14 protein-coding genes are annotated in these 15,972 nt (G+C 68.7%); 8 read left to right on the top strand and 6 right to left on the bottom strand.

The window, feature by feature from the left end; all coding sequences use genetic code 11:
- Positions 1 to 7 precede the first annotated feature (7 nt).
- The 5 genes from GR130_RS33965 to GR130_RS33940 all read left to right on the top strand — a co-directional run bounded on the left by GR130_RS33965 (position 8) and on the right by GR130_RS33940 (position 6,220).
- Positions 8 to 1,651: a protein kinase domain-containing protein gene (locus tag GR130_RS33965; RefSeq protein WP_159508256.1), complete on the top strand. Its 1,644-nt coding sequence runs from the start codon at positions 8 to 10 to the stop codon at positions 1,649 to 1,651.
- Between the two features lie 1,101 nt (positions 1,652 to 2,752).
- Entirely contained in the window at positions 2,753 to 3,022 is a 270-nt protein-coding gene (locus GR130_RS33955; protein ID WP_159508254.1) for a hypothetical protein, read from the top strand.
- On the top strand, positions 3,015 to 3,623 hold the full coding sequence (locus GR130_RS33950) for a DUF6879 family protein (protein WP_159508253.1): 609 nt from the start codon (positions 3,015 to 3,017) through the stop codon (positions 3,621 to 3,623). The genes GR130_RS33955 and GR130_RS33950 overlap by 8 nt, the downstream gene beginning before the upstream one ends.
- 39 nt (positions 3,624 to 3,662) lie before the next feature.
- Entirely contained in the window at positions 3,663 to 4,058 is a 396-nt protein-coding gene (locus tag GR130_RS33945; RefSeq protein WP_159508252.1) for a hypothetical protein, read from the top strand.
- Complete coding sequence (locus GR130_RS33940; RefSeq protein WP_159508251.1) at positions 4,055 to 6,220, top strand: tetratricopeptide repeat protein; 2,166 nt, start codon at positions 4,055 to 4,057, stop codon at positions 6,218 to 6,220. The genes GR130_RS33945 and GR130_RS33940 overlap by 4 nt, the downstream gene beginning before the upstream one ends.
- Positions 6,221 to 6,432: 212 nt before the next feature.
- Here GR130_RS33940 and GR130_RS33935 read toward each other — a convergent pair whose 3' ends face one another.
- Complete coding sequence (locus GR130_RS33935; RefSeq protein WP_159508250.1) at positions 6,433 to 6,651, bottom strand: hypothetical protein; 219 nt, start codon at positions 6,649 to 6,651, stop codon at positions 6,433 to 6,435.
- Positions 6,648 to 6,905, bottom strand: a complete 258-nt coding sequence (locus tag GR130_RS33930) for a hypothetical protein (RefSeq protein WP_159508249.1) — start codon at positions 6,903 to 6,905, stop codon at positions 6,648 to 6,650. The genes GR130_RS33935 and GR130_RS33930 overlap by 4 nt, the downstream gene beginning before the upstream one ends.
- Positions 6,906 to 7,130: 225 nt before the next feature.
- On the opposite strand from GR130_RS33930, the gene GR130_RS33925 reads away from it, so the two are divergent.
- A complete protein-coding gene (locus GR130_RS33925; protein ID WP_159508248.1) occupies positions 7,131 to 8,396 on the top strand; it encodes an XRE family transcriptional regulator in 1,266 nt (421 codons plus the stop codon).
- Positions 8,363 to 8,917, top strand: coding sequence for a GNAT family N-acetyltransferase (locus GR130_RS33920; RefSeq protein WP_159508247.1), 555 nt, complete (start codon positions 8,363 to 8,365; stop codon positions 8,915 to 8,917). The genes GR130_RS33925 and GR130_RS33920 overlap by 34 nt, the downstream gene beginning before the upstream one ends.
- A 432-nt stretch (positions 8,918 to 9,349) precedes the next feature.
- Here GR130_RS33920 and GR130_RS33915 read toward each other — a convergent pair whose 3' ends face one another.
- Complete coding sequence (locus GR130_RS33915; protein WP_159508246.1) at positions 9,350 to 9,715, bottom strand: hypothetical protein; 366 nt, start codon at positions 9,713 to 9,715, stop codon at positions 9,350 to 9,352.
- Between the two features lie 635 nt (positions 9,716 to 10,350).
- Complete coding sequence (locus GR130_RS33910) at positions 10,351 to 11,997, bottom strand: sigma-70 family RNA polymerase sigma factor (RefSeq protein ID WP_159508245.1); 1,647 nt, start codon at positions 11,995 to 11,997, stop codon at positions 10,351 to 10,353.
- Positions 11,998 to 12,784: 787 nt separating this feature from the next.
- Here GR130_RS33910 and GR130_RS33905 point away from each other — a divergent pair.
- A complete protein-coding gene (locus GR130_RS33905; RefSeq protein WP_159508244.1) occupies positions 12,785 to 13,768 on the top strand; it encodes a C1 family peptidase in 984 nt (327 codons plus the stop codon).
- A gap of 209 nt (positions 13,769 to 13,977) precedes the next feature.
- Here GR130_RS33905 and GR130_RS33900 read toward each other — a convergent pair whose 3' ends face one another.
- Positions 13,978 to 14,652: a response regulator gene (locus tag GR130_RS33900; protein ID WP_159508243.1), complete on the bottom strand. Its 675-nt coding sequence runs from the start codon at positions 14,650 to 14,652 to the stop codon at positions 13,978 to 13,980.
- Complete coding sequence (locus tag GR130_RS33895; protein ID WP_159508242.1) at positions 14,649 to 15,917, bottom strand: sensor histidine kinase; 1,269 nt, start codon at positions 15,915 to 15,917, stop codon at positions 14,649 to 14,651. The genes GR130_RS33900 and GR130_RS33895 overlap by 4 nt, the downstream gene beginning before the upstream one ends.
- Between the last annotated feature and the right edge of the window lie 55 nt (positions 15,918 to 15,972).

Here is a 15,972-nt window from a genome sequence, read left to right as displayed (position 1 = left end):
ACCGCGCATGGTGCACGGCACGCCGACCTCCGACTCTGGAGTACCAGCCCGCATCATCGCGGGCCGGTACCGGCTGTACACGCCTATCGGCGCGGGTGGCATGGGCGAGGTCTGGCAGGCGTACGACGAACGCCTGGACCGCCGGGTCGCAGTGAAGATGATGCTGGCCGAAAGCCCGGTTCCGCCCGGATTCCAGGGCGCGGCCTTCCAGGAGACCCTGCAGACCCGCCGAGCCCGCTTCTTTCGCGAGGTCCAGACCACCGCCGGCATCGAACACCTTGGTGTTCCCGCTGTCTACGACACGGGTACTGATGAGGCCAGCGGACGCCTGTTCGTCGTCATGCAGCTCCTGCAGGGTCGCGAGTTGCAGACCTTCATCGACGAAACCGACTACGAAAACGAGACCGTCTCCGTCTCTTGGGCAGCGGCCGTCGGCGCCCAGATCGCCTCCGTCCTCGACACCGTGCACCACCACGACGTCGTCCACCGCGACGTCAAACCCTCCAACCTGATGATCACCCCCGGAGGGGTAGTGAAGGTCCTCGACTTCGGCGTCGCCGCCCTGCGCGGAGTCGGCACCCTGCCCCGACTCACCCAGGTCGGCATGACCGTCGGCACCCCGCCCTACATGTCACCCGAGCAAAGCCTGGCCAACGCCGTCGGCCCTGCCGCCGACGTATACGCCCTCGCCTGTGTGCTCCATGAACTCTTGACCGGAAAGCCACCCTTCACCCCCGACGACAGCCGCTCCTACATGTGGCACCACGTCCACACCCTGCCCCCTCCCATCCGCTCCCTGCGCCCGGATGTGCCGGCCGACATCGAGAAGCTGCTGTTGGTGATGCTCACCAAGGAATCCGAGCAGCGCATGGGCGCGATGGAGGTCTACGACGCTCTCCTGCCCTTCATCCATGCCACCGCCGGCAGGCTTGCCGCGACTGGCGACGGTGTCCTCGACCCCCGGCTGCCGTTCCTGCGCCCCTTCGGCGGTCGGGCGCGCGGCACCGGCGTCGCTGCCTTCTACACACCCACCGTGGTGGTTCCCTCGCCACTGGAAGTCCCGCCGGCAGCGGCGCAGTCAGGCGCCGCTGCCGGACTGACCGAGCAGGAAGCGGACGCGATTTCGGGCCGGGCAGCTCGGCTGGCTCAGGAGGGCCAGTTCACCCAGGCCGCCGATGCTTTGGACGAGGCCATCGCGAGAGCCACGGATCCAGAGCTCAGGGAGGGTATGCAGTTCAGCCTCGCCCAAGTGAAGTTCCTGGCCGGAAGCCACCGCGAGGCCCTCGCCTTGTTCGAGCCACTCGCCCAGGAATATACCAACCGCTACGGCGACGATGACGAGCAAGCACAGCTGTGCTGGTACTACGCTGCGCAGTGCCGGATGGAACTTGGTGAAGCGAGCGCCGCCATCCGGGCCTTCGATCACGTCGCGGAGATCACGCCTGCTCCCGACGACGAGGACGCTGTCAATCGTCACCTGGATACCCTCGCACGACTCATGGGCCTGTATGCAGCAGTGGAAAACCTCCCTCAGGCACTGGAGGTCGGTGACCGCCTCCGGTCGGAAACCTTCCATCTGCGGGGGAGCGACTGGCCGGGGCTGGCGCAGATCGATGCCTATCTCAGCCGCCTCCGCCAAGACCTCGGCTGATCAGATGAGGACGAATCCATGGCTAACGCGGGCTCCTTCGGTGCCGGGGTCGGGTGGGTTGGCATGGTGTTGGCTTCGGCCGGGGTGCGATAACCCGAGGCGAAGCCGACGAGCTGGTCCGTGATTCCTATCGCTAGGTGGCGTGCTTCTTCGCGAAGTTGCCGGAACAGCGGCCTGCTGCGTGAGCGATGCGTGAGCGGACGGGGTGGCACAGGGTGGATTGGGCGGTACCTGTGTCGAGGGACGCAGGCTCTTGACCTGGGGAAACGGGATTCTGCGGCATCAGCCAGCACCACACAAGACGATCCCGCACCCCCTCGTAATGCGTAGGTCTCGGGTTCGAATCCCGAAGGCGACGGCGCCAGCGGCTGTGCAGACGAGTTGACGGAGGGCGGCGGGGTTGGTGGTCCAGCGGGGCGGTAGGTAGACGTCGTCCGTGCTCGGTTCCTGTGTGACGGCGGTCGGTGCGGGGGTGCCGGGCGGGATGAAGCTGACCAGGCCGCGGGTGCGCTTGTCCGAGTCGGGGTCCGCCACCAGCGACAGCCGCTGTCGGCCCTTGGCATTCCACCTCACCCCAGGACAGGCCGGGGACGCGCCCGCCTTCATGCAGGTCATGGCCCGCCTGCGGATTCCGCGGCCGATCGGACGGTCCGGTACTGGTACTGCGCCAGACATGGTCCTGGCGGACAAGGCGCACTCCTCGCGTGCCTTTCGCGAGCACCTGCGGCGGCGCATCCGGGCGGCGATCCCGCAGCCCGCGGACCAGACAGCCCACGGCAAGCGCGCCGCGGGCGGGCCGGAGGCAGACCGCCCGCCTTCGACCGCGACGCCGACAAGCAGGGCAACACCGCGGAGCGCTACATCAACCGCATGAAGCTATGGCGTGATCTGGCCACCCGCTACGAAAAACCACCGCCATCTGCTTCACCGCACTCCACTTCGCACCCATCTTCATCTGGTCAGCGACATGATCCAGAAGAAACGGACTAGCCGCACGACCTCGCGGCCTTCACTCGATCAGGCCAAACCCCCTACTATGTAAGGCACTTGATGGCCTGTCACTGCTACGTTGAAGTAACAAGGCGGCAGAGGGGTGGCATCATGAGCAGGCCCTGGGAAGCGGACCCGGGAACGAACTTCAAGAGGCGTCTGGGCAAATCGGCTCTGGAGTTGGGCGTGACCAACTCCGGCCCTGAATGCCCAGACATCTGGGAGCTGGAGAACGGCGACATCGCCGTGGTCGGACGTGATCTCACCACCTCCCTCGGCACCCGCCTGCCGGACGGAGTCTCAATCAGCCCGGACGAACGCCTCGTGGTCATCCCCCGCAGTATGCTCATCGCGGCGAAGACGGACATTCCCAGTGTTTGAGTGCTTCCGCGCCGGCGCCGGCGAGGTCCTCAAGAGGCCGGACTACCTCGATGACTTCGGTCGGTTCTACGAGAGCGACATCCATCTTCTTGCCAAGGTCGAGCGCGGCCAGACGTTCAAGGAGCAGGGCTCGCCGAGCTGGGACGCATTCGCCTCCGGAGACTGGGCGGGCGCGTTGCGTTTGATCGAAGCCGAGCGGGCTTCCGTTGCCGCGTACTTCGAGGACGCCGCTCGACGCGGCCTGGCGTTCCGGAGGCTTCGTATCGTCGAATTCCCCGTGACTCCATACCTCCAGTGGGAGATGAACTCCTTCCGGCTCCGGTCGGAGCTGGGCGAGGAGATCCGGGTACTGGACGCCCGGGAGATCGCCGACCTGGAGCGCGATGGGCCGCTGCCCGAGGTGGTCGTCCTCGGGAATTCGGTGATGTACGCCGTGATCTACGATGAGGAACTGAAGGGTGCAGGCGCGCGCCGGTTTATCGATCCCGAGCAGATCGCGACGACGGTCACCGAATTCGAGTCTCTGTACCGCAAGGGCGAGGAGTTCTCGGAGTTCTTCGAGCGGGAGATCGCCCCGCTCGGGCCGCCCACCGTCCGCTGATACGCCAACCAGTGCGCAGCAGCGTGAGGAGCGTGCGACATGGATCCGGAGCTGACCACGCTCGCGCAGAATGCGAGCCTGACCCTCGTCACACTGATGGCGACGGACGCCTGGGAGCGCACCAGGGACGGGGTCGTCGCCCTCTGGCGGCGGGCCTGGCCCGAGCGGGCCGATGCGGTAGCCGCTGAGCTGGACAGCACTCGAGAGGACCTGGCCGCGGACCGGGCCACCGAGGACGAACTGGCAGCCGAGTGGCAGGGCCGGATCAGGCGGATGCTGGTCGACCGGCCCGAGGCCGCGTTGGAGCTGCGGAGCCTGCTGGACGAACTCGCACCCGAGGCGGAACACGCCCCGGCCGTCTCACAGCGCGCCACCGCCTCCGGCGACTCCCGGATCTACCAGGCCGGACGCGACCTGCGCATCACTGAGCGATGAGTGGGTCGACCGAGGGCCGGGCGGAGGGCAATGGCCGGGTCTACCAGTCCGGTGGGGACCAGCACATCACCGAGCACCACCACCACGGTGATGCCTGGACCGCCGTGTCAGGGACGGCGCCGGACTCCGTACGGCGACCGGCGATAGGACGCTCTCCGGTGGTCCTGCGTGACCGGGTGGAAGTGATGGCGCGGCTGCGGACCGCCCTCGAAGACGGCAGGGCTCATCAGGTCTACGTGCTGTACGGCCTAGGCGGCTGCGGCAAGACTGCCGTTGCCTCCGAGATCTTCCGTTCCGCGACCGCCGAGGGCGGTCGGATCGGACTGTGGGTCAACGCCTCCGACCTGACCTCGCTACGCGCTGGAATGCTTGCCGTCGCCGCGGACCGCGGGGCGGGCGAAGGCGAGCTCACCGCCGCGCGCAGCGGGCTGCGGGCCGCCGCGGACCTGGTGTGGGACCGGCTGGACCGGTCCGACCAGCCGTGGCTGTTGGTGATCGACAACGCCGACGACCCGGCTATCCTCCGCGACGGCGGCTGGCTGCGCACCAGCCCGCGCGGCACCACCCTGGTCACCACCCGGCAGGTTGCCGCGCATTGGTGGCCTGGTGCCGAGCTGCATCACGTGGGTGTGCTGCCGAGGGAGGACGCGGCACGGGTGCTGTGCGATCTGGCTCCGGAGAGCGGGACAGTGGAGGAGGCGGCCGAGATCGCGGACCGGCTCGGGCGGCTGCCGCTGGCGCTCACCCTCGCGGGCGGCTACCTAGCGCACCAGGTGATTGATCCGTGGAGCATGGCGGAGTATGGGCGGGCCCTCGACCGGGGATCCGAGGTGGACGCCATCGAACTGCTGGACCAAGGGGCCGAGTACGGCAGCGGCCACGACTCGCGCCATCTCGCCAGTAGCACCTGGGAACTGTCCCTGGACGCACTGCGCACCCACGGGCTGCCCGAGGCCACGACCTTGATCCAGTTACTCGCGTGCTGGTCCCACGACCCGCTGCCGCTCCACCTGCTGGCCGGTACAGGCATCGGTGCGGTGCTGCCCCGCGCCCGGGTGGAGATGGCGCTCCGCGGACTGCTCGACCATTCACTCACCCGCCTCGTACCCGGTCCGCCCCGCTGTGTGCGCACCCACGGGGTACTACTCGACAGCATCGCCCGGAGCACCCCGGCAGATCATCGAGACCCGCTTGTCGGCGCTGCCGCCGAGATGCTTGGCACGGTACTGCCCGAGGTGACGCAGCCGTGGGCGCGAGAGGACCCGCCGCTCGCTCCGTTCGCGCCGCACACCCGGGCGTTGCTGCGTCGGGCGGGCCAATGGACCGAGGTCGGTCCGACGACCATGGCGCGCGTGCTGGACTGCGCGTTGCGGCTCGTGGTAGCCCTGCACCGGGCGGGCGACTACGCGTCCGCGCTGTCGGTGGCGCAGGACGCGGTCGCGCGCGGGACGCGGTTGCTGGACGCGAGCCACCCTGCGGTGATCGCGATCCGCCAACGGGTCGGGCGGGCCCTCTACAGGCTCGGACGGTATGAGGAAGCAGAGGCGGCCCATCGCCTCGTCCTCGCGGACTGCACCGACGCGTTCGGCGCGGATGCCGTCGAAACACTGGAGAGTTGTGTGGGGCTGTCCTCGGTGCTGTTCTGGGGGCTCGATCAGAAGGCGGAGGCAGTGTCGCTGTTGCGACAGGCCGTCGAGGGCCGGACCGCCGCGCTGGGCACGGCCCATCCGTCGACGCTCATCGCGCGGACATACCTGCTGGAGTTCACGGTCGGCACAGAGCTGGACCCGGTCACCGGACCCGAGCTGCTGGCGGACTGCCGCAGCGTGGTCGGCCCCGGGCACCCGATCACCTTGGCCGCCGAGCTCAACTACGGCTTCGCCTTGATCGTCAGCGGTCATCAGCGCCGGGCCTTGCCCCTCGTCCGTGGCGCGGTTGCAGCCTTCGAGCGTACCTACGGACCGGACCACCCCAAGACCCTCGCCGCCCGCTCCTTGCTGAGCCGAGTCCTCGGTGAGCTCGGTCTGCTCGAAGAAGCGGTGGCGCAGGCCGAGCTGGTGGCCGATGCGCGGGCGAGTGTGCTCGGCCCCGAACACCCGTGGACCGCGTGGTCGCTGGAGCGCCTCGCGGAGCGGCGGCGGGCGGCCGGACAACACACCTAGGGGGCTGCAGGGGCCACAGCGGCAGGACTGTACGGGCCTGGTGTGCGGCATCGTGGTGCCCTGCGGGAGAGTGTCGGAGACGCTGGCCGCAGCGAGGGCTGAGTGGGCGTCCAGGGTGCCGCTGACGACTGCGGCGGGAGGTCCGAGCAGGAGGGTCAGCTGGCGCCACAGTTCGTCGTCGGCCGGCTGCGGCGGCCGGGCGTGGGCGCCACTCACGGTTGGCCCCATTCGCCTCGGCGAGCTTCGACGGTGTACGACACGATGTCGCGGTGGTCGACGCGCCGGTATTGCTTGCTGGCACCTCCGTGGAGCGGGCGCAGCAGCCATACCGGGCGATCAGTTTTGGCGTTGTGGATGTCCGTGCAGATCCACTTGCCGTTGGTCATGACCTGGACGACGAGGTCGCCGACTTCGGGCCGCCTGATGGTCACCGGCCCACTCCCTTGGAGAGTGCGGCCTCGATTTCTTCGGGGGCCGCGGTGCGCAGGGAGCCGGGCTCGGCCTGCCATGCCGGGGCGCTGCCGACGAGGGGGATGACCAGGGCGCAGTCGCAGCCGATGTAGTCGGCCGGGTAGGCGGCAGGGGCAGCGACTCTGCCGACGTCCTGGGCGACGATGTCGTAGACGATCGTGCCTGGCGGGTAAGGGCTGTCGGCGGTGCGGCGGTGCACGGTGTTCGCGGTCATAGCGGGCCTTTTTGTGGTCTTGGTGGCCGACGGTCCCCCTCAGGAGGTGTAGGGACTGGCGGCCCGTCAACAGTCCTCGCGCGGGGGCGGACGACCGGTACCTAGACAACTGCGGTATCGGCTATGGGGGTTAGGTGATGCACGAGGTTTTCCGCTCGCATCCCCTAGGAGGTTTTGACCATTCGATTACCTCGGTGCCGGCGCCGTTTCCCCTACCGTGCGGATATGGACAGCACGCGGAACACCGTGCTTGATGGGTGGATGACTGAGCACGGCTACAGCTCCAACGCCCTGGCTCGTGACTTAAATGCGGCTATCGAAAGGTTCACCGGCCGACCAGGACGATTCGACGGCCGCACCGTTCGCGACTGGAAGTCGGGTCGAGTTAGGTGGCCGAATGCGGCCACCCGCCAAGCCCTCAAGGACGTCACCGGCCTGGACGCCGAAGCCCTAGGGTTCGTGCGACGGGAACGCGTCCCGACCATCACCCTCTCAGCACCATCGGAGGACGAAGTGATCCGTCGTAAATTCCTTGCCGGCGCATCCGGTGCCGCCCTCGCCGCCGCCACGCCAGCCACCGCGGCACCCAAGCGGATCGGCTTCACCGACGTGCAGCGCCTACACGGCAAACTCGGCGGGCTCGTAGCCGACGATAACCGTGACGGTGGAACTCCGGACATGGAACGCCGGGCCTCCGGCCTGGCCGACCATGCCATGGACCTCCAGCAGAACGGCAGTGCCGGTCAGCGTGTGCGCTCCCAGCTCTACGCCGTCGCCGCATCGTTCGCCGACATGGCTATGTGGGCAGCTGTGGACGACCACCGCCCCCAAGACGCACAACGGCACCTCAACCGCGCTATCGCCCTCGCCGGGCTCGCCAACGACCCGGAGGTGCAGTTTCGGGTGTGGCGGCATGCCGGGGGCCTGTATGCCCAGGCCGGTCGCCAAGTCGATGCGCTGGCCGCCCTGGAGAAAGCCCGGTCGTTCTCCATCGCACGCCGAGACCCGCTCCACGCCTCTCTCGGCCATGCCATGACCGCGCTGCAACTGGCAACGATGGGCCGTACCCGCGAGATGGACCGCTCCCTGCACCATGCTGGAGAATCCCTGGAGAAGGCCGTCCTCGACGCCCCGCGAAGCCCGTTCATGGACTTCTACGACCGCGCCGAGCTGGAAGGGCTGACCCAGTCCATTTATCTCACCGTTGGCCGCTATGAGGAAGCCGAGGCATGTGGCTACCGATCGCTGGCCCTTCTACGGCCGGAGCTTGTCAGGAACCGGGCGCTCGCCCTTGCAGATCTCGCCATGGCACAGCTTCACCAGGGAGAGGCGGAGCAGGCCGTCGCTACGGCATGCACCGTGCCGATACGTGGTCGCAGCGGGCGCGTTGTCGGCCGTCTGAATACCTTTGGGCGGCAACTACGTCTCGTGGCCCCTGGGGCAGCTGTGACGCTGCAATGGGAATCCCGTTTTTCGGAGGCGGCTTCTTGATTACCGAACTACGCCACTTCACCACCGACGACGCCGGCGGCATCCGCACGATGTTGCTCGACATCCACGACGACTGCTACGCCGACCAGCAGGACGACCCCTTCCACACCCGTGACCGCTTCAGTTGGTTCGTGGACAATTGGTCAGCCCATCCCGGATTCGCCTGTGTCGTCGGCTACGACGACGGCGAAGCGGTCGGCTTCGCGTACGGCGCCCCTGCCGCTGAGGGGCAGGAGTGGTGGCGCGACTCCATCAACCCACCGCCGACCGATCCACGGACGTTCGCACTGTCTGAGTTGATGGTCCGGCCGAAGTGGCGCAAGACGGGGGTGTCCGAGAAACTACACCAAGCGCTCCTGGGCGAGCGCCCGGAAGCCCTGGCCGTGCTCCTGGTGGACTCCGAGCACCGCAAGGTCCAACGCCTCTACGAATCGTGGCAGTACGAGAAAGTCGGCGAACAGCAGCCCTTCCCGGACTCTCCCCGCTTCGCGGTCATGCTCCGGGCCGTCCGCACCACGTAACCCCACATACGAATGGGGGCTGCTCTCTGGCGCCCGCAGCCTGACCCGCGATAAGGCGGCCCGCATTCAATCCGAGTGCGGGCCGCTGGCGTCTCCGATCTGGTGCGGAGCACTGATTGTGGTGGCTGCTGCCCCTCGGCGCAGGCCAGCTGTTTGAGGCCGTACCTGGCACGCCTGTGCCTGAGTCGGGGTGGCTGCTGAAGGCTCCGCTGCCCGGAAGCTATCGCGCCGATCGAGGCTGGCATCTTTCCTGAAGACGTCCGACAGCTCACAGAGCCGACGGCGCTGCGTCAGGCCATGAAGGCGGTTACGGCTGGTGCTGCCCGTTAGGGACAGTTCCTGGTCGAGACAACACGCCTCATTTCCTCCTCTACGGCCTTCTCCAGCGTGGTCAGGGCCTGCTCGCCCACGACCATCCCGCCGGAGTTTCGTCTACCGGTGAATGATCATGCAGGCCATCCCAGGCAGAGTGCGCCCCGACAGGTCTTTCCACTCGGTGCACAGTCGCGATCCGTTGGGGAAGTTCTCGTTGATGCTCCAGCTGGTGTGGTCGGTGTTGCCGGTGGTGTCGGCCGTCGTCCAGCCTCGGAGGTTTCGCTTCCACTTTCCGTTCTCCCGAAGCGTCAGGAAGGCTTGAGCGTGGATCCGGTGGGGTGTCCGGGCTGTGGTGACGCTGTCCACGTGCAATCCGCTTCCGTAGACGGTGATCCGGTTCCCCAGCCGGATGGCAGTGCCTGTGGCCTCCGCCGATTGCGCGGCGCCCAGAGCAGCAAGTACGGCAATCGCCGCTGAAATCATGATGTTTCAACGTGTGACGGCCGCCGTGGCATTGATGTAGCGATCTGGCAAACATGCAGGTCAAACGGGGTCGTCCCCATCCGGGGTCGTCCCCATCCGGGGTCGTCCCCATCCGGGGTCAGCCCCGTTCGCGTCCCCGTTGCTGGATCCGTGCTGGATCGTCTGACGTCCCGCCATCTGTCGTCTTCCCTGGTTGTCCGTACCGCTGCCGGATCGGTGCTGGATGAGCTGACGGGGCGTCTGCGGGATCGGGCGGGGGCCGGCTGCGGATGTCGTCGCCACGGGGCGGGCAGGAGGCGTTTCCGAGGGGTGGTGGCGGGTGGCGCCGGATTCCTCGGGGTAACGGGGAAACGGCCGGACACGGGCCTATGGGTGCGTGGGGGTAGCTGCGCGGGCGATGGTGGGTGGGTTTCGCTGCCCGGTCGCCGGGTGCGAACCTCGGACGGGTGCTCGTCTACGGGCTCTGCGCTACTTCGTTGGGCAGCTGGCGTGGCGCGAGTGCTCCTCCAGATCGGTCTTCCGTGCGTCGTGCTCAACAGTAGGAGAGTTCGCGGAAGGCGTTGCGGACGTCGGCCAGGGGTTGGCGGTCCCGGTGCAGTAGGGGGACGTTCAGGGACGTTCCCTCTCGGCGGTGTTCAGTCGGAGAAGTCTTGGGTGAGCCAGACGGTGCCGTTGGCGTTGGCGTTGCGGTGGATGGCGATGCCGATGTGGGTGAAGGTGCTGCTGAGGATGTTCTGGCGGTGGCCGTCGTTGGGTGGCTTCTCGTCGAGCATGGCTTGGGTGAGGTTGACGGCGGCGGTGGCGATCTGTCGGGGCTCCGGTCCCGCGCAGGCTCGGCCTGTGTTCTCTCCCGCGGATCCCCAGTGGACGCCTGCGGCGGTTTCTCTGTCTCCCAGAGGAGCTTCGCCGGGGCATTGGTGGGACAGGCCGCATCCGCCGGCCATCGTGGTGTTGTGCGCGGTCGCGCTGCGGGTGAGGCCGGTGGTGAGGGTGTAGGGCGGCAGGCCGTGGGTGGCTCGTGCCTGGTTGATCACGTCGAGGACCTGCTCGACCGCGTCGGGGACGGCGGCTGTCTGCGGGGTCGGGGTGTTCGAGGGGGTGGGGGCCGGGTGGGCCGGTGACGGTTCGACGGTCGGTGTCCGGCTGGGGGAGGCCGTGGGCGGGTGGGAAGGAGTATGGGGTGGCGGGCTGGATATCGGTGCCGCCTTCACCTGTACCGGCCGGTTGGGGACCGCGGGGTCGGTCTTCGGGGCGCTGTCCGGTGAGCCGAGCATGACAGATATCGCCGTGGCTGCTGCTGTGGCGGCGGCGCCGGCGAGTACGTGCGCGCGTCGGGGCCGGAACCGCGGACGGTGGTGGCCGCCGATCGGTCCGCGAGCCAGGCTGTGCGGTGGGGGCGCCGCGTGCCGTGCCGTCGTCAGGGGCGTGGAATTGGCGTTGGTCACGCTCGAACCGGCCAGCCCGGCTGCGGGGTTGAGGGCCGCGGCGCCGGGGCCTGCTTGGGTCGCGTACCAGGCCAGAGAGGCGGTCGGTGGGATCAGGGCGATGCCGGCGAGGAGGCTTTGCGCCGGTACCAGGCCGCTGCCTCGGCCCGAGCAGTCCCGGCAGTCACGGACGTGGCGGTATATGCGTTTGCGCCACAGGGCAGAGGGCGTACCGTCCCAGCGCGCCACGACGGGCTCCAGCCGCGGGCAACGGGGCGTCGCCGACAGCGCGCGCACCACCAGCCGGGCGGCTTCCAGCTGAGCCTTCATCCGCTGCACCCGGACCGCGACGTACGGCGACGGCAGCTTGAGGGCGGCGGCCATCTCGGGCCGGGTCAGCTCGCCCGCGGCCTCCTGCCACCACAGCGCCAGCAGCGCGCGATCGTCCTCGTCCAGCCAGCGGGTCGCTTCGGCGACCTCGCGGCGCTGGCCCGAGAGCCCCAGCCGGATGATGGTCAGATCGACGAAGTCCGCACCGGGATCGGCCAGTTCGGTCACTTCGTCGATCCCGGTATCGGACGCGGATGCCTGTTTGCCGCGCCAGTGCCGGCGTATCTCGTTCATGGTCACGGCCACCAGCCAGGAGCGGAACCGGTGGGGTTTGCGCAGGTCGGCCAGTCCGTCGAGCGCGCGGAGCATGGTTTCCTGCACCACGTCGTCGACGTCGGCGTGACCGTGCAGTGCGCGTCCGACGATGTTGTAGACCAGCGGCAGATATGCGGCGACCAGCTCGTCCTGCGCGCGCTGGTCCCCTGCCTGCGCGGTCGCGACGACCGCGGTTCCATGTTCTGGGCTCATGTCCTTCCTCGCTCCCTGTCGCTGACGTGTCTGCATGCCTTCGATACCTGGGAGACCCTGTCAGGGCAGGTCGGATAACAGAAACTCGGAGAATTTTTTCTGAGCTCCTCCAGGCCCTTCGTCGAGTTCCGACATTCCGCCACATCGGCGCCACATTGACGTCGTTGTGTAGACATTTGGGTCATCGGGGGGTTTGCTGAGCGGATTTCCGCAAAGCCCTCAACTGTCAAAAGCGGTCATAGTGCGGCGAGTTTGTCGGCGGTATCCCCGCGCCCTTACCAGCGCCTCGTCGCGGGGCGCAGCGCGGACTGCCGTGGACTGGCACACGGCATGTGACCTGTGCCGATGTGAGGCGGTTCACTGCATTTCCCCATGGCGTGGAGAGGCACGAGAGGGTGCCGTGAGGCTGTGGAGCCGCATGCTGCGCCGGGCCCCTTATGCCCTCCGGTTCGACGACGAATTGGTGATCACTGGCACTCGGGACTTGCTTCGGTGTGCATGGTTCGGCTAGCTTCCGTTGCTCGTTGGACATGCCTTCGAAAGCGTCCAGAAAACGAGAGCTGCGGTAGCCGTCAATTCTTCGATCGGCGCCAGAGATTCCCGCAGCCGACCAAAGCTCAGGAATCCCGTTTCCGGTCCGCAGACGCGTAACGCGCCTACAGGAGACGGGTCTTGCGACACGCAACCCGGCACTAGGGCATCCGTCCTGACCGGCTCACCCGGGGTCTCAGGGAGTGCCGTCCAACTCCCTCCATCTGTCAGGCCCCTGACAATGCAAAGGACATTCATGACTCGCGCATCCCACAAGTGGAAGGCCGTCAGCGGCAAGTCCCGCACCGCCATCGCACTCGGCACGGCAGGAGTGGTCGCAGCCGTGACCGTCGGGGTCTCCACGGCGAGCCCCGCCGTGCCCGGTCACGGCCAAGCACCCAGCCGGTCGTCACAGGCTCTCGGCGGAAAGAAGCACCCGTTCGGCCTCGGCGCCGTGCCGTCGAAGTCGGCGTGGCGCCGGTCCGTGCTGCGCAAGTCGGTTCAGCCGAGGCTGGCGGCCACCGCTCTCCGCCCGACGTCCGTCGCCGCCAAGCCGAACACGACGAGTCTCCAGACCCTTCCTGCCGGCGTCGACCTGACCAAGTTCGCGGCCAAGCCCGGCAATCAGGGCCGGGTCGGTGCCTGTGTCGCGTGGGCCATCGACTACTCCGCCTACAGCGTCCTGGAGAACGAGCAGGGGATCAAGGGCGGACCCCAGGCGCCCATGTACACCTACGCCCAGATCGTCAAGGGACGGAACATGGGCACCTCGGCGGAGCAGCACTTCAAGATAGCCACCTCACAAGGCGTCGACTCCAAGTCCGACTACGCGCAGGGGGACTTCGACTACACCACCCAGCCGACCGCCCACGAGAGAGCCAACGCGGCGAAGTGGAAGCTGTCCGGCTACACCCCGCTGCACACCGGCAACCAGATCAAGAACGACGTGAAGGCCGCTCTGGCCCAGGGCGAGCCGGTCGTCATCGCGATTCCGGTGTACAACAGCTTCTTCCGTCTGACCCCGCAGCAGGCCGCCTCTTACACGTACTCCCCGGCCGCCGGCGAGCAGCTCGCGGGCGGACACGCGATCACCATCGTCGGCTACAACAGCAAGGGCGTGCGGGTCGAGAACTCCTGGGGCACCGGCTGGGGCGACCACGGATACATCAACTTCTCCTGGAACTACCTCGCCAACCAGGTGCGGGAAGCCAACGCCGTCGGCAAGCTCGTCAAGCGGTAAAACCCAACGGGGCAGCTGACCGGCCGTGTCGTTCGGGACGACCTGACCAGGTCTCGCCGAACGACACGGCTCCGTCCACGGCCCACCGCACAGGGGCGGGCCAGGCTGCCCCGCAGGGAAAGAGCCGTGGAGAGCCAGGGAGAAGAGGGGTGACGCCGGCTCAGGGGTCCCGTGCGCGTCTGCGGGGGTGGACGGCCACTGCGCGCCGATCAAACGGTGTTTCCCGGGGCGTAGCCGTGGCTGTGGGCCCAGGCGACCGCTTCGGCGCGGGTGGTGACGCCAAGTTTGCCGAACAGGTGGTTGACGTGCGTTTTGACCGTGGCCTGGCCGATGAGCAGGCGGCGGCCGATCGCGGCGTTCGACAGTCCGGTGGCCAGCAGCCGCAGCACGTCTTCCTCGCGGGGCGTCAGCTGGGCGGCGAAGGGCGGTGTGCGCCGTGGTGTGCTTTCCCCTGCTTGCCGGCCGCGGACGGCTGCGGTGAGCAGCTGACGCTGGACCTCGGGGTCGAGGGTGACCTGCCGGGAGACCGCCGCCTGGATGGCGCGGGCGATCTCGGCCTTGCCGGCGTCCTTGGTGAGGTAGCCCAGGGCGCCCGCCTGCAACGCGTCGATGATCTTCGCCTCGTCGGCCAGGGTGGTCAGGACCACCACGGCCACGTCGGGCAGGTCCGCGGTGATCCGGCGGGTCGCCTCCACGCCGTCGAGGACGGGCATCACGAGGTCCATGAGCACGGCATCCGGGTGCAGTTCGGCCGCGCGGGCGATGGCCTCCTCGCCGTTGGCGGCGCCGCCGACCACGTCGATCCCGGGCACCATGTCGAGCAGGGTCATCAGCCCTTCGCGGACCACCGCCTGGTCGTCCGCGACCACCACCCGTACCGTCATGCCGCCACCTCTGCCATCACGCGCCAGCCCTGCGGGCAGGGGCCGACGGTCAGCTCCCCGCCCACCAGGAGCAGGCGCTCGCGCATCCCGGCCAACCCGTAGCCCCCGGACATACCTCCCACGGTAGGGGGCTGGGCCGCGTCCGGCGTCGGCGGAGCCGGTGCTCCCACAGGGCCGTGCGAGACGACGGTGAGCCGAACCCGCTGCTCGGCGTACTCCAAGGTCATGCGCACCGGCCGACCAGGGGCGTGCTTGGCCGCGTTCGCCAGTGCCTCCTGCGCCACGCGCAGCAGCGCCAGACTGGCTTCCGCCTCCAGCGGGCGCGGGGTGCCGTGCACTTGGAACTCCGCGGCGCCGCCTGCGGCCGAGTGGTGGCCTGCGGCCAGGGAGGCCAGGGCTTCGGGCAGGGGCGGGGTGTCGGTGCGGAGCGCGGCGATGGCCCGGCGGGTCTCGGTGAGCCCGTCTTTCGCGATCTGTCGGGCGCCTCCGGCCCGTTCCGCCGCCTGCGCCACGTCAGCGGGGTCGGCGGCCAGCAGCGACTCGATCACCTCGAGCTGGATGACGAGCGCGCCGAGGGAGTGGGCCAGCACGTCGTGGATTTCCCGGGCGAGGCGGGCGCGCTCGGCCAGTGCCGCCGCGCGCTGGCGCTCCTCCTGCGCCTCCTGGGTCTCCGCGAGGAGACGGCGGGACTGCAGGTGCTGGACGCGGATGCTGCGGCGGGTCACCCCGCCCAGATAGGCGGCCAGCAGGACCGCGCTCCACACCTCCAGGACTTCGGTGTGCGCCGGCTGCGGGCCGAGGGCTGTACCCGCGGCCAGGGCGAGCGCACCGCAGGCCAGCACTCCGACACTGATCACCATCGGCAGGTCGGCGCCCGCCGCGATCACCGCCAGTACGACCAGCACGGCGATCGGCTCGGCGCCGGGTGCCGCGGCCAGCAGCACGCTGCCGGACAGCACGGCCGGCGCCAGCAGCACAGCTGCGGTGCGCCGGGGAACCAGTTCGAGGGCGAATGCCGCACGCGCGGCCAGCACGGACCACACCAGCCAGACCACGGCGAGCAGCACGAACCCGGCCAGGTGGGCCGCGCTCCACCGGAACCGGTGCTGCGCCACGAGCACGGCGACGACGGCGGCCAGCGCGACCGGTCGGAGCAGGACCATCGCCCATACCTCGGCGTGCGCTCCGGGCAGGTGCCGGGAGGCGGAGCCGGTCGAGGCCGGGCGGTTGCGTGCGGTGGGCTCGGGTCGGGAGTCAGACGGCATGTGGTCACGCTAAGCGGGCCGGTGCCTGCCGCGTCTCCACCTACGGGTGGACAAC

Origin of the sequence: Streptomyces sp. GS7, assembly GCF_009834125.1 — a bacterium.
Classification (GTDB): Bacteria; Actinomycetota; Actinomycetes; order Streptomycetales; family Streptomycetaceae; genus Streptomyces.
The sequence above is the reverse complement of the archived record's forward strand: the minus strand, read 5'-3'. Positions and strand labels throughout refer to the sequence as shown.

Excerpts from the sequence above, each read along its gene's own strand:
- GR130_RS33920 (WP_159508247.1), top strand. The coding sequence starts at position 8,363 with ATGGGAATCCCGTTTTTCGGAGGCGGCTTCTTGATTACCGAACTACGC.
- GR130_RS33945 (WP_159508252.1), top strand. The coding sequence starts at position 3,663 with ATGGATCCGGAGCTGACCACGCTCGCGCAGAATGCGAGCCTGACCCTC.
- GR130_RS33915 (WP_159508246.1), bottom strand. The coding sequence starts at position 9,715 with ATGATTTCAGCGGCGATTGCCGTACTTGCTGCTCTGGGCGCCGCGCAA.
- GR130_RS33900 (WP_159508243.1), bottom strand. The coding sequence starts at position 14,652 with ATGACGGTACGGGTGGTGGTCGCGGACGACCAGGCGGTGGTCCGCGAA.
- GR130_RS33905 (WP_159508244.1), top strand. The coding sequence starts at position 12,785 with ATGACTCGCGCATCCCACAAGTGGAAGGCCGTCAGCGGCAAGTCCCGC.
- GR130_RS33930 (WP_159508249.1), bottom strand. The coding sequence starts at position 6,905 with ATGACCGCGAACACCGTGCACCGCCGCACCGCCGACAGCCCTTACCCG.
- GR130_RS33940 (WP_159508251.1), top strand. The coding sequence starts at position 4,055 with ATGAGTGGGTCGACCGAGGGCCGGGCGGAGGGCAATGGCCGGGTCTAC.
- GR130_RS33955 (WP_159508254.1), top strand. The coding sequence starts at position 2,753 with ATGAGCAGGCCCTGGGAAGCGGACCCGGGAACGAACTTCAAGAGGCGT.
- GR130_RS33925 (WP_159508248.1), top strand. The coding sequence starts at position 7,131 with ATGGACAGCACGCGGAACACCGTGCTTGATGGGTGGATGACTGAGCAC.
- GR130_RS33895 (WP_159508242.1), bottom strand. The coding sequence starts at position 15,917 with ATGCCGTCTGACTCCCGACCCGAGCCCACCGCACGCAACCGCCCGGCC.
- GR130_RS33965 (WP_159508256.1), top strand. The coding sequence starts at position 8 with ATGGTGCACGGCACGCCGACCTCCGACTCTGGAGTACCAGCCCGCATC.
- GR130_RS33910 (WP_159508245.1), bottom strand. The coding sequence starts at position 11,997 with ATGAGCCCAGAACATGGAACCGCGGTCGTCGCGACCGCGCAGGCAGGG.